At 72.1% G+C, this 19,153-nt stretch carries 21 protein-coding genes; 10 read left to right on the forward strand and 11 right to left on the reverse strand.

The window, feature by feature from the left end:
• The first annotated feature begins 136 nt into the window (after positions 1–136).
• The 9 genes from C6N40_RS06120 to C6N40_RS06160 all read left to right on the forward strand — a co-directional run bounded on the left by C6N40_RS06120 (position 137) and on the right by C6N40_RS06160 (position 9,131).
• The gene (locus tag C6N40_RS06120) at positions 137–1,306 is read left to right on the forward strand and encodes a sensor histidine kinase (protein WP_106990126.1); all 1,170 of its coding nucleotides are present in this window, start codon (positions 137–139) and stop codon (positions 1,304–1,306) included.
• Entirely contained in the window at positions 1,303–1,944 is a 642-nt protein-coding gene (locus C6N40_RS06125; protein WP_106990127.1) for a response regulator, read from the forward strand. Before C6N40_RS06120 ends, C6N40_RS06125 begins: the two co-directional genes overlap by 4 nt.
• Positions 1,945–2,037: 93 nt before the next feature.
• Positions 2,038–3,444 (forward strand): SRPBCC family protein, encoded by a 1,407-nt coding sequence (locus C6N40_RS06130; RefSeq protein WP_106990128.1) that lies wholly within the window; start codon positions 2,038–2,040, stop codon positions 3,442–3,444.
• Positions 3,445–3,526: 82 nt separating this feature from the next.
• Entirely contained in the window at positions 3,527–4,456 is a 930-nt protein-coding gene (locus C6N40_RS06135; RefSeq protein WP_106990129.1) for an ABC transporter ATP-binding protein, read from the forward strand.
• Positions 4,453–5,187: an ABC transporter permease gene (locus tag C6N40_RS06140; protein ID WP_106990130.1), complete on the forward strand. Its 735-nt coding sequence runs from the start codon at positions 4,453–4,455 to the stop codon at positions 5,185–5,187. The genes C6N40_RS06135 and C6N40_RS06140 overlap by 4 nt, the downstream gene beginning before the upstream one ends.
• A gap of 4 nt (positions 5,188–5,191) precedes the next feature.
• Positions 5,192–7,051 carry a Gldg family protein gene (locus C6N40_RS06145; RefSeq protein WP_106990131.1) on the forward strand — a complete coding sequence of 620 codons (1,860 nt, stop codon included), beginning with the start codon at positions 5,192–5,194 and terminating at the stop codon, positions 7,049–7,051.
• A gap of 3 nt (positions 7,052–7,054) precedes the next feature.
• Positions 7,055–8,089, forward strand: coding sequence for a DUF4340 domain-containing protein (locus tag C6N40_RS06150; RefSeq protein WP_106990132.1), 1,035 nt, complete (start codon positions 7,055–7,057; stop codon positions 8,087–8,089).
• Positions 8,089–8,448, forward strand: a complete 360-nt coding sequence (locus C6N40_RS06155) for a DUF423 domain-containing protein (RefSeq protein WP_106990133.1) — start codon at positions 8,089–8,091, stop codon at positions 8,446–8,448. Before C6N40_RS06150 ends, C6N40_RS06155 begins: the two co-directional genes overlap by 1 nt.
• Before the next feature lie 8 nt (positions 8,449–8,456).
• On the forward strand, positions 8,457–9,131 hold the full coding sequence (locus C6N40_RS06160) for a DNA-3-methyladenine glycosylase family protein (RefSeq protein WP_106990134.1): 675 nt from the start codon (positions 8,457–8,459) through the stop codon (positions 9,129–9,131).
• Here the strand turns inward: C6N40_RS06160 and C6N40_RS06165 are convergent.
• The 7 genes from C6N40_RS06165 to C6N40_RS06195 all read right to left on the reverse strand — a co-directional run bounded on the left by C6N40_RS06165 (position 9,122) and on the right by C6N40_RS06195 (position 14,204).
• On the reverse strand, positions 9,122–9,934 hold the full coding sequence (locus tag C6N40_RS06165; RefSeq protein WP_106990135.1) for a M15 family metallopeptidase: 813 nt from the start codon (positions 9,932–9,934) through the stop codon (positions 9,122–9,124). The two genes, C6N40_RS06160 and C6N40_RS06165, sit on opposite strands and share 10 nt — an antisense overlap.
• Before the next feature lie 22 nt (positions 9,935–9,956).
• On the reverse strand, positions 9,957–11,291 hold the full coding sequence (locus C6N40_RS06170; protein WP_106990136.1) for an alpha/beta hydrolase: 1,335 nt from the start codon (positions 11,289–11,291) through the stop codon (positions 9,957–9,959).
• Between the two features lie 17 nt (positions 11,292–11,308).
• Positions 11,309–11,842: a PH domain-containing protein gene (locus tag C6N40_RS06175; RefSeq protein ID WP_106990137.1), complete on the reverse strand. Its 534-nt coding sequence runs from the start codon at positions 11,840–11,842 to the stop codon at positions 11,309–11,311.
• Positions 11,839–12,012 (reverse strand): type II toxin-antitoxin system antitoxin, encoded by a 174-nt coding sequence (locus tag C6N40_RS06180; RefSeq protein WP_106990138.1) that lies wholly within the window; start codon positions 12,010–12,012, stop codon positions 11,839–11,841. Before C6N40_RS06180 ends, C6N40_RS06175 begins: the two co-directional genes overlap by 4 nt.
• Before the next feature lie 3 nt (positions 12,013–12,015).
• Entirely contained in the window at positions 12,016–12,324 is a 309-nt protein-coding gene (locus tag C6N40_RS06185) for a hypothetical protein (RefSeq protein WP_162782102.1), read from the reverse strand.
• A gap of 10 nt (positions 12,325–12,334) precedes the next feature.
• Positions 12,335–13,198 (reverse strand): SPFH domain-containing protein, encoded by an 864-nt coding sequence (locus C6N40_RS06190; protein WP_106990140.1) that lies wholly within the window; start codon positions 13,196–13,198, stop codon positions 12,335–12,337.
• 97 nt (positions 13,199–13,295) lie between these two features.
• The gene (locus C6N40_RS06195) at positions 13,296–14,204 is read right to left on the reverse strand and encodes a hypothetical protein (RefSeq protein WP_162782103.1); all 909 of its coding nucleotides are present in this window, start codon (positions 14,202–14,204) and stop codon (positions 13,296–13,298) included.
• 123 nt (positions 14,205–14,327) lie between these two features.
• Between C6N40_RS06195 and purT the strand changes: the two genes are divergently transcribed.
• Positions 14,328–15,521: a formate-dependent phosphoribosylglycinamide formyltransferase gene (gene purT / locus C6N40_RS06200; RefSeq protein ID WP_106990142.1), complete on the forward strand. Its 1,194-nt coding sequence runs from the start codon at positions 14,328–14,330 to the stop codon at positions 15,519–15,521.
• Positions 15,522–15,616: 95 nt separating this feature from the next.
• Here purT and C6N40_RS06205 read toward each other — a convergent pair whose 3' ends face one another.
• Genes C6N40_RS06205 through C6N40_RS06220 form a run of 4 tightly spaced genes read right to left on the reverse strand, consistent with a single transcriptional unit; the run spans position 15,617 to position 19,096 of the window.
• Entirely contained in the window at positions 15,617–16,810 is a 1,194-nt protein-coding gene (locus C6N40_RS06205; RefSeq protein WP_106990143.1) for an endonuclease/exonuclease/phosphatase family protein, read from the reverse strand.
• A 37-nt stretch (positions 16,811–16,847) separates the two neighbouring features.
• On the reverse strand, positions 16,848–17,573 hold the full coding sequence (locus C6N40_RS06210) for an arginyltransferase (RefSeq protein ID WP_106990144.1): 726 nt from the start codon (positions 17,571–17,573) through the stop codon (positions 16,848–16,850).
• 30 nt (positions 17,574–17,603) lie between these two features.
• Positions 17,604–18,443, reverse strand: coding sequence for an archaetidylserine decarboxylase (gene asd, locus C6N40_RS06215; RefSeq protein WP_106990145.1), 840 nt, complete (start codon positions 18,441–18,443; stop codon positions 17,604–17,606).
• A complete protein-coding gene (locus C6N40_RS06220; protein WP_106990146.1) occupies positions 18,440–19,096 on the reverse strand; it encodes an SCO family protein in 657 nt (218 codons plus the stop codon). The genes asd and C6N40_RS06220 overlap by 4 nt, the downstream gene beginning before the upstream one ends.
• Positions 19,097–19,153: the final 57 nt, after the last annotated feature.

Raw genomic sequence — 19,153 nt, forward strand, 5'->3', positions numbered from 1 at the left:
GTTGGGGCCGCCAGGGGCGGGCGATCGGGGCGGGATTATCGCACGGGTGCCGTGCCGGCGGCAGCGGCGGCCCCCGGGGGGCCGCCATGACTTCCGGCGGCGGGCGCCGGCCCCGGCCCGGGTTTAGGATGGCCGGATGCTGAACCGACTGACCCACACCCAGCTGCTGCGCTACGCCGGCCTGTTCACCTGGGTCGTGCTGGGCATCCCGCTGTTCGTGTTCACCTGGTACCTGGGCCCCGACGAGGGCGACCTGGCCGCCGGGCCGGCGCCGCGGGTGGGCGTGGCGGTGGCGGCCTACCTGGCCTTCGGCCTCATCTACTGGAAGGTGACGCACTCGCTGGGCTTCCGGCAGCAGCGCCCGGCGGACCTGCTGCTGCTGGCCGCGCTCACCTTCTCGGCCATCCTGGTCAGCGCCGAGACCGGCACCGGCATGGGCGCGGTGCTGATGATGATCATCGCCGGCGTCATCCCCTGGCTGGTGAACATCCGGGTCGGCGTGGTCTGGCTGATGCTGCAGCACGCGGCGCTGATCCCGGTGTTCAGCCGCATGGAGGGCTACACGCCCGGCCTGGCGGTGATGCAGGCGCTCACCTACGTCGGTTATTCGAGCTTCGCCATGGTGATCGGCCTGATCGCCATGCAGCAGGCCCAGGCCCGCGAGGAGCAGCGGCGCCTGAACGCCGAACTGCGCGCCACCCGCGCCCTGCTGGCCGAGAGCTCGCGTATGAGCGAGCGCGTGCGCATCTCGCGCGAACTGCACGACCTGCTCGGCCACCACCTCACCGCCCTGAGCCTGAACCTGGAGGTGGCCGGCCACCTCACCGCGGGCAAGGCGCAGGAGCACGTGCGCCAGAGCCACACCCTGGCCAAGCTGCTGCTCACCGACGTGCGCGAGGCGGTCAGCGAGATGCGCCAGGACGGCGCCGTGGACCTCAGCGGCGCCATCCGGACCCTGGCCGAGGGCGTGCCGGCGCTGGACATCCGCCTGGACATGCCCGAGCCGCTGCTGGTGGAGGACCCGGAGTGCGCGCACGTGATGCTGCGCTGCGCCCAGGAGATCATCACCAATGCCGTGCGCCACGCCGGGGCCTCGACGCTCTGGCTGAGCCTGAGCCGCGACAGCGCCGGCCTGCGCATCCAGGCCCGCGACGACGGCGCCGGCGCCGAGGCCCTGGCCCCCGGCAACGGCCTGCTGGGCATGCGCGAGCGCCTGGCGTCCTGTGGCGGCCGGGTCGATATCATCACCGGGCGCGGCAAGGGCTTCGCGCTCGACATCCGACTTCCACTGGAGAAACCTGCATGATCCGTGTCTGCCTGGTCGACGACCAGACCCTGGTGCGCCAGGGCGTGAAGTCCCTGCTCGAGCTCGCCGACGGCATCGAGGTCGTGGCCGAGGCGGGCGACGGCCGCCAGGCGGTCGAGCTGATCCCCCAGGTCCGGCCCGACGTGGTGTTGATGGACATGCGCATGCCGGTGATGTCGGGCCTCGAGGCCCTGCAGGCCCTCGGCGGGAAGGGCGAGCTGCCGCCCACCATCATCCTGACCACCTTCGACGACGACCAGCTGGTGCTGGCCGGCATCCGCGCGGGCGCCAAGGGCTACCTGCTCAAGGACGTGTCGCTCGACCAGCTGGTCAGCGCCATCCAGACCGTGGCCGGCGGCGGCTCGCTGGTGCAGCCGGCGGTCACCCAGCGCCTGCTGTCGGGGCTGGAGGGCCTGCAGAACGAGTTCGTCAGCCTCGAACAGCCCGATCCGCTCACCGACCGTGAGACGGAGATCCTGCGCCTGATGGCCGGCGGCTTCTCCAACAAGGAGATCGCCAATTCGCTGGGCGTGGCCGAGGGCACCGTGAAGAACCACGTGTCCAACATCCTCTCCAAGCTGGGTGTACGCGACCGTACGCGGGCCGTGCTCAAGGCCTTCGAACTCAAGCTCGTCTGACCCCTGCCGGGCGCCGTCCTGACCTGATATCCTCTCCCGTTCCTGCGGCCGGGCACGACCCCCGGCCGGGGGCCGTTCCTGGAGAATTCCCGAATGACCCGAGTTATTGAGTGGCTTATTTCCCTGCTGATCGTCGTCGCGCTGTTCGTCGCGATCGGCCTGTTCCTGCCGGCCTCGCGCTCGGTGTCCCACTCGGTGGAGACCAACCGTCCGATGGCCACCGTGAACGACATCCTGTCGGGCTTCACCCGCTTTTCCGACTGGAACGCGCTGATCAACCATGATCCGCGCATGCAGATCGACGTCACCGGCCCGGCCAACGGCGTCGGCGCCAAGCTCGGCTTCCGCTCCAACGACAGGGCCGTCGGCGAGGGCAGCTGGGAGCTGGTCGAGTTCGTCCCGGGCGAGCGCATCGTCTACTCCGTGGACAACAACGCCCGCGGCGAGAACAAGAAGATGACCTTCGAGTTCGAGCGCACCGGCCAGCGCAAGCAGAACGTCAAGATCACCCAGACCTACGACATCGACTACGGCTGGGACCTGATCGGCCGTTACGCCGGCATGTACGTCACCGACAACATCGGCGAGGACATCAAGCTCGGCCTGGGCAAGTTCAGCAACCTGCTGGCCACCATCCCGCGCTTCGACTACAGCCAGCACGAAGCCGAGTTCGCCTTCGTCGACGTGCCGGCCGCCAACGTGCTGTCGGCCACCGCCACGGCCAAGCGCAGCAACGACGAAATCGCCCTGGCGATGACCAACCAGCTCAAGTGGATCGAGACGGTGATGGAGGCCAACGACCTCGAGGCCGCCGGTCCGCTGCGCATCATCACCAACGAGTTCGGCGCCGACGCCTATGGCTTCGACGTGGTCCTGCCGGTCCGCAAGGAAGGCACCGGCCCGGCCGAAGAGTCCACCGACGAGTCCGCCGACGAGTCGGCCGCCGAAGCCCCGGCCACCGAAGAGGGTGCCGAAGGCGAGCAGGCTGCGGAAGGCGAGGGTGAATACGACGCCCAGATCGTCCAGCCGCGCGTCGGCCTGAAGGACGCCCTCGACAGCACCACGATGCCCGAGCGCCTCGAGGTGAAGATCGAAGACGGCCGCAACGGCGCCCAGAATCCGGTGCTGTACCTGCAGGTGCCGGCGCACCGCGCCGCGGTCACCACCTACGTCGGTCCGTCGCCGGGCCTGGCGCGCGTGCGCGACCTGGTCCGTGCCTGGGCCATGGTCAACGGTGCCGAAACCGCCGACCGTCCCTACGAGGACTACCGCATCGAGATCAAGGACATGCTGTCCGAGACCGCCGAATTCCAGGTCTACTGGCCGGTGCGCGTGAACGGCGAAGTGCCGTCCCCGGCCGTGCAGCTGGTGCCGGAGCCGGTGGAGGAAGAGCGCGGTGCTCCGCCGCAGGTGGGCGAGGCCGCGTCCGAGGCCGCAGCCGAAACCGAGGCCGAGGGCGACGCCGCCCCGGCCGAAGCGGAAGCCGGGTCCGCCGAGTAATGCAAGCGCAGGGCGGGCCAAGTGCCCGCCCTGCTTTTTCCGGGAGCCGGAAAACCCCGACACAGCGAGAAGATCCCCGCCGATGATCGAGGCACACGCCCTGCACAAGCGCTACGGCCGCCTGCTGGCCGTGGATGACATCAGTTTCAAGGTCGAACCCGGCGAAGTGCTCGGGTTCCTGGGCCCCAACGGGGCCGGCAAGTCCACCACGATGAAGATGATCGCGGGGTTCCTGGCGCCCAGCGCCGGCACCGCCCGCGTCTGCGGCCACGACGTGGTGTCCGAGCCGATGGCCGCGCGCCGCGCCCTGGGCTACCTGCCCGAAGGGGCGCCTGCCTACGGCGAGATGACCCCCTCCGCCTTCCTGCGCTTCGTCGCCGACGTGCGTGGCCTGTCCGGCGAGCACCGCCGCGCGCGCATCGACGCCGTGGTGGGCCGGCTTTCGCTGCAGGGCGTGCTGCGCCAGCCCATCGACACCCTGTCCAAGGGTTTCAAGCGCCGCGTCGGCCTGGCCGCGGCCATCCTGCACGACCCGCCGGCACTGGTGCTCGACGAGCCCACCGACGGCCTGGACCCGAACCAGAAGCACGAAGTGCGCACCCTGATCCGCGAGCTGGCGCGCGACCGCACGGTGTTGCTGTCGACCCACATCCTCGAGGAAGTCGAGGCCGTGTGCAGCCGCGCCATGGTGGTCGCCCGCGGCAAGGTGCTGGCCGACAGCACGCCGGCCGAACTGCTGGCGCGTTCGCGCTACCAGGGCGCGGTCTCGCTGTTGGCCGCCGACAGCATCGCCGCGCGCGCCGCGCTCGACGGCATGCCCGGCGTCAGCGGCTTCCAGCAGGAAGGCGTGGAAGGGCGCCTGTACGTGTTCCCGCAGGGGCGGCCGGTGTCGCCCGAGGCGGTGTCGGCGCGACTGCGCGAGCGCGGCGTCGAGTACAGCGGGCTGCAGCCCGAGCGCGGCCGCCTGGACGAAGTCTTCCGGCGCATCACCACCGGGGAGGCGCAGCCATGAGCGCGGTGCTGTCGGTGTTCCGGCGCGAGTTCGGCGCCTACTTCGCCACGCCGCTGGCGGTGGTGTTCCTGGTGATCTTCCTGGTGCTGGCCGGTGCCTTCACCTTCTACCTGGGCAACTTCTACGAATCCGGCCAGGCCGACCTGCAGGCCTTCTTCAGCTTCCATCCGTGGCTCTACCTGCTGCTGGCGCCGGCGGTGGCGATGCGGCTGTGGGCCGAGGAGCGCAAGTCGGGCACGCTCGAGCTGCTGCTCACGCTGCCGCTGACGCCCTGGCAGGCGGTGCTGGGCAAGTTCCTCGCCGCCTGGGCCTTCCTGGGCGTGGCGCTTTGCCTGACCTTCCCGATGTGGATCACCGTGGCCTGGCTCGGCAAGCCCGACCACGGCGTCATCGCCGCGGGCTACATCGGCAGCTGGCTGATGGCCGGCGCCTTCCTGGCCGTGGGCGGTGCGCTGTCGGCGGCCACCCGCAGCCAGGTGGTGGCCTTCATCCTCACCGTGGTGGTCTGCCTGTTGCTGCTGCTGGCCGGTTTCCCGATGGCGCTCGACCTGGTGCGCGGCTGGGCGCCGATGCCGCTGGTCGATGCGCTGGCCGGCCTGAGCTTCCTCACCCATTTCCAGGCCATCACCCGCGGCGTGCTCGACCTGCGCGACCTGGTGTTCTTCGGCCTGTGCATCGGCGCCTGGCTGTGGGCGACGGTGCTGGTGATCGACATGAAGAAAGCCGACTGAACGCATGAAGACGACGTCCCGCCGTTCCGTTCCGCTGCTGGCGCTGGCCCTGCTGGCCATCGCCTTCGTCGCCCTGGTCTCGCTGTCGTCGGTCGCCCTGCGCGGCGCCCGCGTCGACCTCACCGAGCAGGGCCTGTACACCCTTTCCGAGGGCACGCTGGGCATCCTGGCCAAGGTCGAGGATCCGGTCACGCTCAAGCTCTACTACTCCGAGCACGCCACCCGCGACCTGCAGGCCTTCCGCGGTTACGCCACCCGCGTGCGCGAGCTGCTCGAGGAGATCGCCGCGCGCTCGGACGGCAAGGTCAGCGTGCAGGTCATCGACCCCGAGCCCTTCTCCGAGGCCGAGGACCAGGCCGCGGCCCTGGGCCTGCGTTCGCTGCGCGTGCCGGGCACGGGCGACCAGCTCTACTTCGGGCTGGTGGCCAGCAACAGCACCGACGGCGAGTCGCTGATGCCCTTCATCCAGCCCGACAAGGAAGCCTTCCTCGAGTACGACGTGGCCAAGCTGATCAGCTCGCTTGGCGGCGCCGGGCGGCCCGTGGTCGGCCTGGTCAGCGGCCTGCCGATGGGGCCGCGCATGGATCCGAGCGGCGCCCAGGACCCGGGCTGGGTGCTCGACCGCCAGATCCGCGACCTGTTCGAGCTGCGCCGCTTCCAGGGCATGCCCGCGTCGATCGCCAGCGACGTCGACCTGCTCATGGTGGTCCACCCCAAGGACGTGCCCGAGCAGACCCTGGTCGCCATCGACCAGTTCGTGATGCGCGGCGGCCGCCTGCTGGTGTTCGTGGACCCGGACGCCGAGGCCGACCAGTCGGCGCTCAACCCGCTCGACACGCTGGCCGTGTCGCCGCCGCAGGCCTCGAGCCTGGGGCCGCTGTTCCAGGCCTGGGGCATCCACTTCGACCCGGCCCGGGTGGTGCTCGACGAGCGCCATGCGCTGCAGGTGCAGCCCGATCCGAACGGCCCGCCGGTGCGGCACCTGGCCGTGCTCGGCCTGGGCAGCGAGTCGCTCAACCAGGACGACGTGGTGACCGCCGGCCTGGGCGTGCTCAACTTCTCCACCGCCGGCGCGCTCGGCCTGTCGCGCGAATCGACGCTGCGCATGGAGCCGCTGGTGCAGAGCTCGCTGCGCGCCGCGCTGGCCGACGCCGCCGCGGTGCGTGATGCCGTGGGCGACCCGGAGCTGCTGCGCGAGGACTTCCGGCCCGGCAACGAGGCGCTGGTGCTGGCGGCGCGCTTCACCGGCGAGCTGAAGTCGGCCTTCCCGGGCCGCGGCGAAGGCCACCTCGACGCCAGCGACGGCCCGGTGAACCTGCTGGTGGTGGCCGACACCGACCTGCTCACCGACCGCCTGTGGGTGCAGGTGCAGGCCTTCCTGGGCCAGCCGGTCTACGACGCCTTCGCCAACAACGGCGACTTCGTCTTCAACGTGGTCGACAACCTGGTCGGCAACGCCGACCTGATCTCGGTGCGCACGCGCCAGCCCTCGGCCCGCCCGTTCACCCGCGTCGAGGACATCCGGCGTGGCGCCGAAGCGCGCTACCGCAGCACCGAGCAGCGCCTGCAGCAGCAGATCGACGAGCTCGAGCAGCAGCTCGGCGCGCTCCAGCAGACCGGCGCCGACGGCCAGGCCCAGGCGGTCACGCCGGCCCAGCAGGCCGAGATCCTGCGCTTCCAGGAAGAGCGCCTGCGCATGCGCAAGGAGCTGCGCGACGTGCAGCACCGGCTCAATGCCGACATCGAGTCGCTGGGCGACCGGCTCAAGCTGCTCAACATCCTCGGCATGCCGGCCCTGGTGGTGCTGGTGGCCCTGCTGGTTTCGTGGCGGCGCTGGGCGCGCCGGCGCGCGGCGGAGGCCTGAGCCTTGCGCGCGCGGCAGCTGCTGCCCTGGGCGGTCGTCTCGCTGGCCCTGGCCGGCGTGGCCTGGTGGGTGCTGGGCCGGCAGGCCTCGCCGTCGGCGCCTGAGGCCGGGCCGGCGCTGCCGGGCCTGGACGCGCGGATGGAGGCGCTGGAAGGCATCGAGGTGCGCGGCGCCGGCGACACCCTGCTGGTGTCGCTGCGAAAGGTCGACGGCCGCTGGGAGGAGGCAGGGCACCCGGGCTGGCCGAGCAACGAGCGCGAGATCAGCCGCGCCCTGTTCCGGCTGGCCGAGGCCCGGCGCGTCGAACCCAAGACCGACGACCCGGCGCTGTACGCCCGCCTGGGCGTCGAGGACATCGCCGATGCGCAGGCCAAGAGTACCGAGCTGCGCCTGCTCGGCGGCGGCGAGCCGCTGCGGCTGGTGGTCGGCCGCAACCACCCGGGCCTGGGCGGCAGCTACGCGCGCCTGGCCGGCGAGGCCCGCGCCTGGTTGCTCGACGCCGACCTGTCGCCGGCGCGCAACCCGGTGGACTGGCTCGACCGCCGCATCATCGACCTGCCGCTGGCCCGCATCGAACGCGTGCGCGTCGAGCCGGCCAGGGGGCGTCGTTTCATGCTCACGCGCCGTGACCAGGCCTTCCTGGTCGATGGCCAGGCGCCGGCCTCGGCCGAGGATGCCGTCGCCACCGCCGCCGTGCCCGAACAACTGGCGCTCGACGGGGTCGCCGCCGACGACGGCACCGATGCCGAACGCCGCCACGTTTTCGAAAGCGTGGACGGCGTGGCCCTGACGATCGCCAGTTGGAAGGGCGAGGGCGGCACCTGGGCGCGGCTGTCGGTTTCGCTGGACGAAGAGGCCGCGCTGGCCTGGTTCGCGCGCGCCGGCGAAAACGCCGATTCCCCGGAGCAGCGGCTCGAGGCCCTGCGCGGGCAGGTCGCCGACTGGCAGTCGCGCTTCGAGGGCCATCGCTTCCTGCTGCCGGCGCAGAAGGCCGCGAACCTGCTGCGCGAGCGCGCCGACTTCCTCGGGGCGCGCTGATGGCCCCCGCGCCGCGGCTGCCGCGACTGCTCGCCGCCGGCGGCGCGCTGGCCTGCGGCCTCGCGGTGGGCCTGGGCGCCTACGCCAGCCACGGGCTCGACGGCGAGGCCGCGCGCCGCGCCGGCCTGGCGGCGCTGTTCGCCTTCGGCCACGGCCTGGCCCTGCAGTGGCTGGCCCGCGGCGAGCCGGGTCGTTTGCGTTTGCTGGCCTGCGTGGCGCTGGCGCTGGGCCTGCTGCTGTTTGCCGGCAGCCTGGCCGGCGCGGCGTTCTTCGGCTGGCCCACGCGCCTGGCGCCGGCCGGCGGTTCGCTGCTGATGCTGGGCTGGCTGCTGGCCGCCGCCGACCACCTTCGTTCCTGAGGCCCGCCATGCCCCGTTACCGCCGCGGATTCGACCTCGATCTCGCCGCGGCCCACCTGCGCCGGCGTGACCGCAAGCTGGCGCGCTGGATCGACCGCATCGGCCCGCTCGACGTCGGCGAGCGCTGGCGCCGGCGCTTCGACCCCACCGACGCGCTGGCCCGCGCCATCCTCTACCAGCAGCTCAGCGGCAAGGCCGCGGCGACGATCGTCGGCCGCGTCGAGGCGGCGATCGGTGCCGACAAGCTGCACGCCGACACCCTGGCGCGGGTCGACGACGCCGGCCTGCGCGCCTGCGGGGTCTCCGGCAACAAGACCCTGGCCCTGCGCGACCTCGCCGCGCGCGCCGCCGCCGGGGAAATCCCGTCCACCGCCGAAATGGCGCGGCTGCACGACGACGAGATCGTCGCGCGGCTCACCGCCGTGCGCGGCATCGGCCGCTGGACGGTGGAGATGATGCTGATGTTCCAGCTCGGCCGTCCCGACGTGCTGCCGGTGGACGACCTGGGCGTGCGCAAGGGCGCGCAGCTGCTCGACAAGCTCGACGAGATGCCGAAACCGAGGGTGCTGGCCGGACGCGGCGAGGCCTGGGGCCCGTACCGCACGCTCGCCGGGCTCTACCTGTGGCGCATCGCCGATTTCGCCGCGCCGGCGAAGCCGCCGGTCAAACGCTCTCAGGATTGAGCGCCGGCGCTGGCCGGATGCCAGCACCAGTGCCAGGGTTCGTAGGTGATGCCGTGCGGGTTGCCGCGCGGGTAGCTCATGGCGAAACCGAAGCTGCCGGCGTGGGCCTGCAGCCAGGCGAAGGCGCGCGTGGATTCGAAGCTTTCCTCGGCCGGCGGCTCGCCGGGGCAGCCGATGTCGATGGCGCGGCCGCCGTGGTGCTCGCTGTAGCCGGGCGCGGCGTTCACGGCCAGGATCTCGTCCACCGCCAGCCCGCGCGCGAGCTTTCGCTCGAAGATGCCCAGCTGGTAGTCGTGGCTGCGGTAGCCGGAGATCGCCTCGAGCGCGATGCCGTCGGCCCGGGCCACGGACTGCATGCGGCGCCAGGCGCGCGCGGCCGGTTCGAGCAGCCACAGCGGCCGGCGGTAGCGGTCGAAGCCCGCGAACTCCAGCCGCGCCGGTTCGGCCACCAGCGCCAGGCCGGTGCGCTCGCCGTAGGCCTCGTCCAGGCCCAGCGCCGCGAGGCGCTCGCGCAGGCCGTCGAGCGGCAGCAGGGCCGGCACGCCGGCGCGCTCGTGGCGCGCGTCCATCGCCGCCAGCAGCTCGCCCAGCCCGGGTTCGTGGTCCAGGCCGGCGACCAGCGCATGCAGGCGCCAGCCATCGAAGGTGGCGAGGAAGCGGCCGTCGCGCTTGCGCCGCAGGCACCAGCGCGCCTGCGCCAGCGCGCGCGCGTCGGCGTTGGCGCGGGCCCGCGGCCGCAGCAGGCGCGCGGGCAGCGCTTCCACCAGCGGGCTGTTGACCAGGTGCCAGTCCAGGGCGTGCATGCGCGCAGCTTAGCCGCTGGGCTCAGCGTTGCCCAATCCAGGCGGCGATGTCGGCCGCCACCTGCGGGTCGACGCGGGATTCGCGCCGGTATTCCTCGGGGTTGGGCGTCCCGGTGCCGGGCATGAAGAAGTGGTTGAGCGTGGGGTAGGTGATGAAGCTGGCGTCCGGATGCCCGGCCAGGCCCTCGCGCCAAAGCCGCAGGTCGGTGTCGACGGTGACCTGGTAGTCGCGCTCGCCCTGCAGCAGCAGCATCGGCTTGCCCAGCGCCAGCGCTTCGCGCACCGGCTGGGTGGCGGCGTGGTCGCGCCAGTAGGCGATCGGGATGCCCAGCGGGGTGCGCTTTGGGGCCGGGCCGCCGTCGAGGTGGGCGCGCAGTTCGTCGCGCTGGCGTTCGGATTCGCGGATCGAGGCCTGCTCGAGTTCGGTGTAAAGGCCGTCGCGCCCGGCCAGGTAACGAATCTGCTCGGGCACCGCCTCGTACATCGGCCGGGCCAGCCCGGCCAGCAGCACCAGCCCGCCCAGGTCCGGGTCGCGCGCGCCGATGCGCGGCGCCACGTAGCCGCCCAGGCTGTGGGCCACCACGAATACCCGGCGGTCGTCGACCTCGCGCAGCGCCCGCAGCAGGCGGATGGCGCGCAGCGCGTCGCGCACCTGCACGTCCTCGGCGGTGGACTCGGGCGACAGCGTGGAGGCGCGCAGCCAGGTGCGCTTGTCGTAGCGCAATACCACCACGCCGCGCTCGGCCAGGCCGTAGGCGAGGTCGAGCAGCGGCTTGTTCGGGCCCAGCGTGCCGTCCCGGTCGGCCGAGCCGGAGCCGTGTACCAGCACCACGGCCGGGAAGGGTCCCTGGCCGCGCGGCAGCGACAGCGTGCCGCCGAGGTCGCCGACCGGGAACTCGCGCTCGGAGAACAGCGGAGTCGCCACCGCCGGCGGCGCGTCCACGCCGGCCGGCGGCAGCGGCACGCGCAGGTCGGCCGGCACCAGCCACAGGCCGTCGATGCGGCCGCGCCGGTTGAAGCGCAGGCGCGCTTCGACGGCCTGCTCTTCGAACTCCAGGCGCACCAGCACGCCGGGCCGGCCACCGAGCCGGTCGGGGCGGCCCGGGCGGCGCAGCGCCAGCGGGCCCAGCCGCGGCGGCAGCGATTCCCAGGCCTGCCGCAGTTCCCCGGGCGGGTAGTCGTCGCGCGCCTGGCCGTCGAGCAGGGCGTGGGCACGCTCGTAGTCGCCGGACTCGAGCAGGGAGAGAAACTCCCCGGCGGTGCGAAGGTGTTCGGCCTCGGCGCGCACCGAGGCATCGCCGGGTCGGACCACCAGGGCCAGCAAGAGGGCAAGCAGCAGGAGCAGGGCGCGCTTCATCGCGCCAGCTTAGCGGTTCAGCCGGCGGCGCGGCGCAGGATGTCGAGCACCGCCTGGGGGTGCTCGAAGCTCAGCAGCCAGAGCCGGCCGTCGGCGTGCGGCAGCACCAGCACCTTCGACGGATCGGTGACCAGGCAGAAGGCCTTGCTGCGGTCGCGCAGGCGGAAGTGCCCGGCCCAGTAGCCGGGCAGGCTCATGCCATTGGTCTTGAGCACGGGCCGGTACTGGGTGTGTTCGCGGGTATCGACCACGCGGGCCTGGCCGAGGTTGAACTCCGACAGCGCCGACTGGCGGCTGTAGTAGGTGGCCTTCACCCGCAGGTGCTTACCGTCGAAGGCGACCTCGCGCCGCCACATCGGCAGCAGCAGGGCCAGGATGGCCACGGCCACCAGGGCCTGCATCGCCAGCATCGCGACCGGGTCGCCGCCGGACTTGCGGGCCGCGTTGACGGCCAGGCCGGCCGCCACCAGCGGCACCAGGGTGCCGAAGCCCACGGCGAACCAGATGGCGGCCTTGCCGATGGAGCCGATGGCGAAATTGCGGTAACTCATCCCTTGTCGTCCTCGTCGGGCTTCTTCAGTCGTCCGGCCTTGCGCAGCGCCTCGCGCAGAACGTACTCGATCTGGGCGTTGAGCGACCGCAGTTCGTCATCGGCCCAGCGCTGGACGGCGTCCAGCACCTGGGCGTTGATGCGCAGCGGGTAGGCCTTCTTCTCGGCCATGGCTCAGGCCTTGTTGGCCTTCACCGCCAGGGCGGCCAGCACGGTGGTCACCAGGGTGATCAGGCCGACGCCGACCACGGTGAGCAGCAGGGCGTGTTCGCGTGGCGTCACCATCAGGGCGATACCCAGCAGCACCAGCAGGGCGTCCACCGCCAGCAACAGGCGGGCGGTGGCGACGCGCGCCCGGGCGGGATCCTTCGCGGCCCGGACCGAGACCGGGTCCCACTTGCCCGTGGCCAGCATCAGGCCGATCGCCAGGCCCGGCAGGGCGCTGGCGATGACGAGGATTCCGGCGAGCACCATTTCGTCCATGCCGGCCACCTCAGTACACGCTGCCGGCGTTGACCACCGCCTGGGTGCCGCGCTCGCCGCACAGCACCACCAGCAGGTTCGAGACCATCTGGGCGCGGCGCTCGGGGTCGAGCTCGACCACCTGGCGCGCCGAGAGCTGCTCGAGCGCCATCTCGACCATGCTCACCGCGCCTTCGACGATGCGGGTGCGGGCGGCGATGATCGCGCTGGCCTGCTGGCGCTGCAGCATGGCCTGGGCGATTTCCGGCGCGTAGGCCAGGTGGCTGATGCGCGCCTCGATCACGTTGACGCCGGCCTGGGCCAGGCGCTCCTGGATTTCCCCGGTCAGGTGCCGGGAGATCTCGGCGGCGTGGCTGCGCAGGGCGATGCCGCCGTCGTCGTGCTGGTCGTAGGGGTAGGCGCTGGCCATGGCGCGCAGCGCGGCCTCGGACTGGATGTGCACGAAGCTTTCGTAGTCGTCTACGTTGTAGACGGCCTCGGCCGAGTCCACCACCTGCCAGACGATCACCGAGGCGATCTCGATCGGGCTGCCGTCGAGCTCGTTGACCTTGAGCTTGCCCGACTCGAAGTTGCGCACGCGCAGGCTGACCTTCTTGGCCGCGAAGAAGGGGTTGTTCCAGCGCAGGCCCTGGTCCTTGACGGTGCCGACGTACTTGCCGAACAGGCTGAGCACGGCGGCCTGGTTGGGCTCGACCATGTAGTAGCCGCCCAGCGACACGAACCAGGCGGTGGCCACCACGAGCACGCCGATCACCAGGCCGGCCTGGCCGTTGTTGATGCCGTGGACGAGGCCCCAGGCCAGGGCGGCGCCGAGCGCCAGCTGGAGCAGGATGACCGGGATGCCCGGCAGGGACGACTTGCTGATCTCTTTCATGGTGGCTCTCCCTGGGTGTGGATGGATGATATCACAAAGATATCAATCTGGAACCGGCCGGCCGGCTGGCCCACCCGGGCCCGGGAAGGCCGGGGAGTCAGGACCCAGGCACCAGCCGGTAGCGCAGGAAGGGCGAGGGCAGTTGCTCGCTGCCGATGACGATCTCCCGGCCGTCGGCGCCGAAGGCCAGGCCCTCGGCCTGGGGCAGCCAGGGCAGCAGCAGGTGCTGGTGGCGGGCGTCGGGCGCCAGCGCCGGGGCCCAGTCGCCGCCGCGTTCGCGGATGTAGAAGTGCACCGAGCGGTAATTGAGCACGGCCAGCACGCGGCCATTGGGGCTCAGGTCCGCGGCGGTCACCTGGGCCCGGTAGCGGCCGTAGACCGGGTTGAGCTCGAGGTCCCGGGCATCGGGCTGTTCGATGCCGGGCAGGGTGCCGACGAGTTCGGCCACGGCGGACTGGCCCCCGGGGTGGGCGCCGAGCGGCAGGCGGAAAAGTTCGGCCGGCACGCGCTTTTTCGACACCAGCAGCACCTCGCCGGCGACCGCGTCGACGGCGACGGCCTCGCAGTCGCGCGGGCCGTCCGGCCAGCGGAAGGCCTGGATCCAGGCCGGGTCGGCCGGTTCGCCCAGCGTCGTCGGCTCCTCCATCACGATCAGCTGCAGTTCCTTGCGCAGCCCGCCGTTGTCGCCGACGTCGGCGATCAGCAGCCAGCGCCTGCCGTCCCGCTCGAAGCTGGCCAGGTCCTCCCAGTCGCGGTTGCGCGCGCCACGCACGGGGACGCTGCCCACGTGGCGGCCGCGGCCGTCGACGAGGTGGAGTACGGCGTCGTCGCCGCTGTCGTTGATGGCCCAATAGTGGCCGGGGAAGTTGCGGGCGGCGGCCAGGCCGCTGATTTCGGCGATGGCGCGGTCGGTGACGACGCCGGTGATCTCGGGTTCGCTCCAGCGCGCCGCGAGCACGGGCCCGGGCAGGAGCAGCAGCAGGGCAGGCAGGAGCAATCGGGTCATGGCTGGCGTCGGAGTGTGCCGGCCGAGCATGACAGAAAGGATCGTGCGCCGGCAGCCGCCCGGCCGCGCGGCGCGGGTGGCCAGCCGTTACAATCCGGGCCTTTCCACGCAGGCCGCGCCGACATGCCAGACACCGTCACCCTCGGAACCCCGCTGTCCCCGTCGGCACGCCGGGTGCTGCTGCTCGGCTCGGGCGAGCTGGGCAAGGAAGTCGCCATCGAGCTGCAGCGACTGGGCGTGGAGGTGGTCGCGGCCGACCGCTACGACAACGCGCCGGCGATGCAGGTGGCGCACCGCGCGCACACGCTCAACATGCTCGACCCGGCCGCGCTGCGCGACCTGGTGGCGCACGAGAAGCCGGACCTGGTGGTGCCCGAGATCGAGGCCATCCACACCCAGACCCTGGTCGAGCTCGAGGCCTCGCGCGGCCAGCGCGTGGTGCCGACCGCGCGCGCGGCGCGCCTGACCATGGACCGCGAGGGCATCCGCCGGCTGGCGGCCGAGACGCTGGGCGTGCCGACCTCGCCGTACCGGTTCGTCGACACCTTCGACGAGTACCGCGAGGCGGTGGCGGCGATCGGCCTGCCCTGCGTGGTCAAGCCGGTGATGTCGTCCTCGGGCAAGGGCCAGAGCACGGTGCGCAGCGAGGCCGACGTCGAGGCGGCCTGGGAGTACGCGCAGTTCGGCGGCCGGGCCGGGCAGGGGCGCTGCATCGTCGAGGGCTTCGTGGATTTCGACTACGAGATCACCCTGCTGACGGTGCGCCACCGCGACGGCACCTCGTTCTGCGACCCGATCGGCCACCTGCAGGAGGCCGGTGACTACCGCGAAAGCTGGATGCCGCAGCCGATGTCCGAGGCCGCGCTGCGCGAATCGCAGCGCATCGCGAAGGTGGTCACCGACGACCTTGGCGGCTGGGGCCTGTTCGGCGTGGAGCTGTTCGTGAAGGGCGACCAGGTGTGGTTCAGCGAGGTCTCGCCGCGGCCGCACGACACCGGCCTGGTGACGCTCGTTTCGCAGGAGCTGAGCGAGTTCGCGCTGCACGCGCGCGCCATCCTCGGCCTGCCGGTCCCGAACATCCGTTCGCTCGGGCCGTCGGCCTCCTGCGCCGTGCTGGCCACCGGCCACGGCGTGCCGGAGTTCAGCGGCGTGGACGCCGCGCTCGCCGAGCCCGACACCCAGCTGCGCCTGTTCGGCAAACCCCGCGTCGAAGGCCAGCGCCGCGTCGCCGTCACCCTCGCGCGCGACACCGACATCGACGCCGCCCGCGCCAAGGCGCGCCGCGCCGCCGCCGCGCTCCAGGTCAAACTGATCTAGCGTCTTTGTAGGAGCGCCTTCAGGCGCGAATCTTTTGCCTTTGCCTTTGCCTTCGGCAAAGAAGGGATTCGCGCCTAAAGGCGCTCCTACATGGGCTAGTCGGCCAGGTCGAGCCACACCATGCGGTGGTCGGTGGCGTCGAGCCACTCTGCGCCGGGCTGGCCGGGGGCCGGCCAGAACACGCCGGCGTCGCGCACCGTGAAGCCGACCGAGGGCAGCACGTAGTCCACCCGGTAGTTGCCGTTGCGGCCGAACTGGGCGGTGTCGTGCGCGGGCGAAGCGTGCTGGCCGTCGTTGCCCGGGTTGCCGGCGGCGGCCAGCGCGCCCTCGCTGCGCGGCGTGGCGTGGCGCAGCACGCGCGGGTGCTCGAGCAGCTGCTGGATGCTGCCGGGCAGGCTGCCGCCGTCGGCCGGGTCGGCGTTGTAGTCACCCACGACCACGAAGCGCTCGCCCTCGGGCAGGCCGCCGCAGCGGCCCTGGTCGTCGCACAGCCAGGGTTCGTCGCCCGGCGTGAGGTACTCGGCCCACAGCCGGATCTCGTCGTGGTTGCGCGCCGCGTTGCGCCGCTCCGGGCCGTCGAACACCGGCGGTGTGGGGTGTGCGGCCAACAGGTGGATCGTGCCCAGCGGCGTGCGCACCGGCAGGTCCCAGTGTGACTTCGAGCTCAGGCGCAGCTGCGACCAGACCTCGGGCGGGTACCAGGCCTGGCCCGTGGCCGGGTCCACCGGCGCCAGCGCGCCGGGCATCGCGCTCCAGCGCAGGAACTGGAAGGTGCGCGCCGCGTCGGCGTCGATCGGATGCATCGACAGCACCAGCATGCCGTACTGCCCCGGGTGCAGGCCGTAGCCCCAGGCGTCGTTGCCGCGCTGCCGGCCCTCGGTGGCCACCACGCCGTTGCGGTCGAGGTCCAGGCCGCTGGGCACGCCGGTGTTCACGGCGGCCAGGTAGCGGTGCGGATAGACGATCGGCGCCTGGCCGTGTTGCCCGACGCCGAGGTAGTCGCGCATGAACAGGTCGGCGGCGAGCCCCTGCGGGTCGTAGTCGAACTCGTTGATCAGCAGCACGTCCGGGCGCTGGTGCTGGATGACCGCGGCGATCCTGCGCGCGTCCTCGTCGCCTGCCTGCAGGCGGGCCACGAGGCCGCCGGCTTCGGCCGAATAGAGCGAGGTGTTGAAGGTGGCGACGCGCAGTCTCACCGGCGGGGCCTCCGTCGGCACGGGCGGGGCGGACTGGCAGGCGGCCAGCAGGAGGACGAGTGCCGGCAGGCCCGGCAGGCGGAAGGTTCGCATGGGCAGCGATTGTGCCCCAAGCCCATGACGGTTGCCGTCACGCCTGCACTTCGGGCACCGGCCGCCACTGCGCGCCGTCGAGGTACTCTAGCGGGCGGTAGCGGCGCTTGTATTCCATCTTCGGGTGCCCGGCCAGCCAGAAGCCCAGGTAGACGTAGCCGCGCTGCTCGCGCCGGGCCCGCTCCACCTGCTGCAGGATGGCGTAGGTGCCCAGGCTGCGCTCGGCCAGCGCGGGCTCGAAGAAGGTGTAGACCGCCGACAGCCCCTGCGGCACCACGTCGGTGACCGCCAGCGCGGCGAGCTCCCCGCCAAGCCGGAATTCCATGAACTCGGTCGGGCTCCAGCGGCAGGCCAGGAAGGCGTCGAAATTCTCCGGCTCCGGGTCGTCCATGCCGCCGCCGGCGTGGCGGGTGTCGAGGTAGCGGCGGTAGAGCGCGAAGTTCTCGTCGGTGCGCCGGGCCGGGGCGATGCGCATTTCCAGGTCGGCATTGCGGGCCAGGCAGCGCTTCTGGCTGCGGTTGGGCACGAAGCGGTCGGCCGGGATGCGCACCGAGATGCAGGCCCGGCAGCCGGCGCAGTAGGGGCGGTAGACGTGGCCGCCGCTGCGACGGAAGCCCATCGCCAGCGCCTGGCCGTAGACGGCGGGCAGCTGCGGGTCGGTCGGGTCGATGATCAGGTCGCGCGCCAGGCGCTCGGGCCAGTAGCCGCAGGCGTGCTCCAGGCTCTGGAACAACCGGATCGAATGCTGGCTGTTTCCACCCATGCCCCGACTCTACCGCAAACCAAACCGGGCTCAGGTCACCTCGCCCAGGCGCTGGCCGACGCGGGTGGGGGTTTCGGTGTCGAAGCCGTCGAGGAACACGGCGTCGCGGGGGAAGAGCAGGATCACCGTCGAGCCGTAGTTGAAGCGCGCCATCTCGGCCATGCGGCCCAGCGTGATGCCCTGGCCGCGCCAGTCGCGGCGCACCGGCTTGTGGGCATAGGGCGGGATTTCCTCGCCGTTCCACACCGACTCCACGCCCGACACCAGCAGCGCGCCGACCATCACCGAGCACATCGGGCCGAACCCGGTCTCGAAGTGGCAGACCAGGCGCTCGTTGCGCGCGAACAGCCGCGGGATCGCCTTCACGCCCCAGGGCGCCACCGTGAACAGCCGGCCCGGCACGTGCAGGGTTTCGACCAGGGTGCCGGCCCAGGGCATGTGCACGCGGTGGTAGTCGCGCGGCGAGAGGTAGATGTTGGCGAACCAGCCGTCGGCGTAGGGCGCCGCCATCGCCTCGTCGCCCAGCAGCTCGGCGGCGGTGAAGGACTGGCCCTTGGCCTGGAAGATGCGGCCCTCGCTGATGCGGCCGACCTGGCTGACCTTGCCGTCGGCCGGCATTAGCAGCGAGTCCGGGTTGGCGTCGGCCGTGCGCGCGCCGTCGCGCAGCGCGCGGGTGAAGAAGGCGTTGAAATGCGGGTAGTTGCGCGGCTCCGGGTCCGCCGCCTCGGCCATGTCCACCTTGAACTTGCGGACCACCAGCGCGATCAGCCAGTCCTTGAACCAGCCGACGCGCGAGCGCGCGACGCCGTAGGCCAGCCGCGACAGCAGCCGGTGCGGCAGCAGGTACTGCAGCGCGACCTTCGGGCTCACGGCGCCACCTCGGCCAGCATGGCCAGGTCGGCGGCGATGTCGTCGGGCACCAGCGGCGGCCGGATCAGCCCGACCTGGCGGCCCTGCGGGTCGAGCACCACCAGGGCGTTGGAATGGTCCATGGTGTAGTCGCCGCCTTCGAGCGGCACCTTCATGTAGACCATGCCCAGCGAGGTGGCGAACTGGCCGAGCGCCGGCTCCGGCGCGGTGGCGGCCAGGGTGGCCGGGTGGAAGTAGGCGGCGTATTCGCCGGTCTTCTCCGGGCTGTCGCGCTCCGGGTCCACGGACACGAACAGCACCTGCGGGCGGCGCGCCTCGGGCAGGTTGTCCCAGGCCTTCTGGGCGCGGGAGAGGTCGGTGAGCGTGGTCGGGCAGACGTCCGGGCAGTGCGTGAAGCCCAGGAACACCACCGTCCAGCGCCCCGCTAGCTCGGCCGGTTCCAGCGGCGAGCCGTCGGACTGCTGCAGCGCGAAGGGCGCGATCGCCCTCGGCGCCGGGAACAGGCGCACGGCCTTGAGCCGGGCCGGGTCCACGGCCGGCATGGCCGCCGGAGCAGGCGCGCCGCCCGGCGCGAAGGCGCCCTGGGCGGCCCAGAGGCCGAGGCCGGCGGCCAGCGCGGCCAGCAGGATGAGCAGGGTGTTGCGGTTGAACACGGCGGGTCCCGGGACGTCAGGTGACCGGCAATTATAGGCGAGCCGCTGCTATACTCC

Source organism: Arenimonas caeni (genome assembly GCF_003024235.1).
GTDB lineage: Bacteria > Pseudomonadota > Gammaproteobacteria > Xanthomonadales > Xanthomonadaceae > Arenimonas > Arenimonas caeni.

Coding starts and splice junctions, on each gene's coding strand:
- C6N40_RS06165 (WP_106990135.1), bottom strand. CDS start 9,934: ATGCACGCCCTGGACTGGCACCTGGTCAACAGCCCGCTGGTGGAAGCG.
- C6N40_RS06145 (WP_106990131.1), top strand. CDS start 5,192: ATGAAGACGACGTCCCGCCGTTCCGTTCCGCTGCTGGCGCTGGCCCTG.
- C6N40_RS06190 (WP_106990140.1), bottom strand. CDS start 13,198: ATGAAAGAGATCAGCAAGTCGTCCCTGCCGGGCATCCCGGTCATCCTG.
- C6N40_RS06120 (WP_106990126.1), top strand. CDS start 137: ATGCTGAACCGACTGACCCACACCCAGCTGCTGCGCTACGCCGGCCTG.
- purT (WP_106990142.1), top strand. CDS start 14,328: ATGCCAGACACCGTCACCCTCGGAACCCCGCTGTCCCCGTCGGCACGC.
- C6N40_RS06160 (WP_106990134.1), top strand. CDS start 8,457: ATGCCCCGTTACCGCCGCGGATTCGACCTCGATCTCGCCGCGGCCCAC.
- C6N40_RS06195 (WP_162782103.1), bottom strand. CDS start 14,204: ATGACCCGATTGCTCCTGCCTGCCCTGCTGCTGCTCCTGCCCGGGCCC.
- C6N40_RS06205 (WP_106990143.1), bottom strand. CDS start 16,810: ATGCGAACCTTCCGCCTGCCGGGCCTGCCGGCACTCGTCCTCCTGCTG.
- C6N40_RS06210 (WP_106990144.1), bottom strand. CDS start 17,573: ATGGGTGGAAACAGCCAGCATTCGATCCGGTTGTTCCAGAGCCTGGAG.
- C6N40_RS06155 (WP_106990133.1), top strand. CDS start 8,089: ATGGCCCCCGCGCCGCGGCTGCCGCGACTGCTCGCCGCCGGCGGCGCG.
- C6N40_RS06125 (WP_106990127.1), top strand. CDS start 1,303: ATGATCCGTGTCTGCCTGGTCGACGACCAGACCCTGGTGCGCCAGGGC.
- C6N40_RS06170 (WP_106990136.1), bottom strand. CDS start 11,291: ATGAAGCGCGCCCTGCTCCTGCTGCTTGCCCTCTTGCTGGCCCTGGTG.
- C6N40_RS06175 (WP_106990137.1), bottom strand. CDS start 11,842: ATGAGTTACCGCAATTTCGCCATCGGCTCCATCGGCAAGGCCGCCATC.
- C6N40_RS06135 (WP_106990129.1), top strand. CDS start 3,527: ATGATCGAGGCACACGCCCTGCACAAGCGCTACGGCCGCCTGCTGGCC.
- C6N40_RS06185 (WP_162782102.1), bottom strand. CDS start 12,324: ATGGACGAAATGGTGCTCGCCGGAATCCTCGTCATCGCCAGCGCCCTG.
- C6N40_RS06140 (WP_106990130.1), top strand. CDS start 4,453: ATGAGCGCGGTGCTGTCGGTGTTCCGGCGCGAGTTCGGCGCCTACTTC.
- C6N40_RS06130 (WP_106990128.1), top strand. CDS start 2,038: ATGACCCGAGTTATTGAGTGGCTTATTTCCCTGCTGATCGTCGTCGCG.
- C6N40_RS06180 (WP_106990138.1), bottom strand. CDS start 12,012: ATGGCCGAGAAGAAGGCCTACCCGCTGCGCATCAACGCCCAGGTGCTG.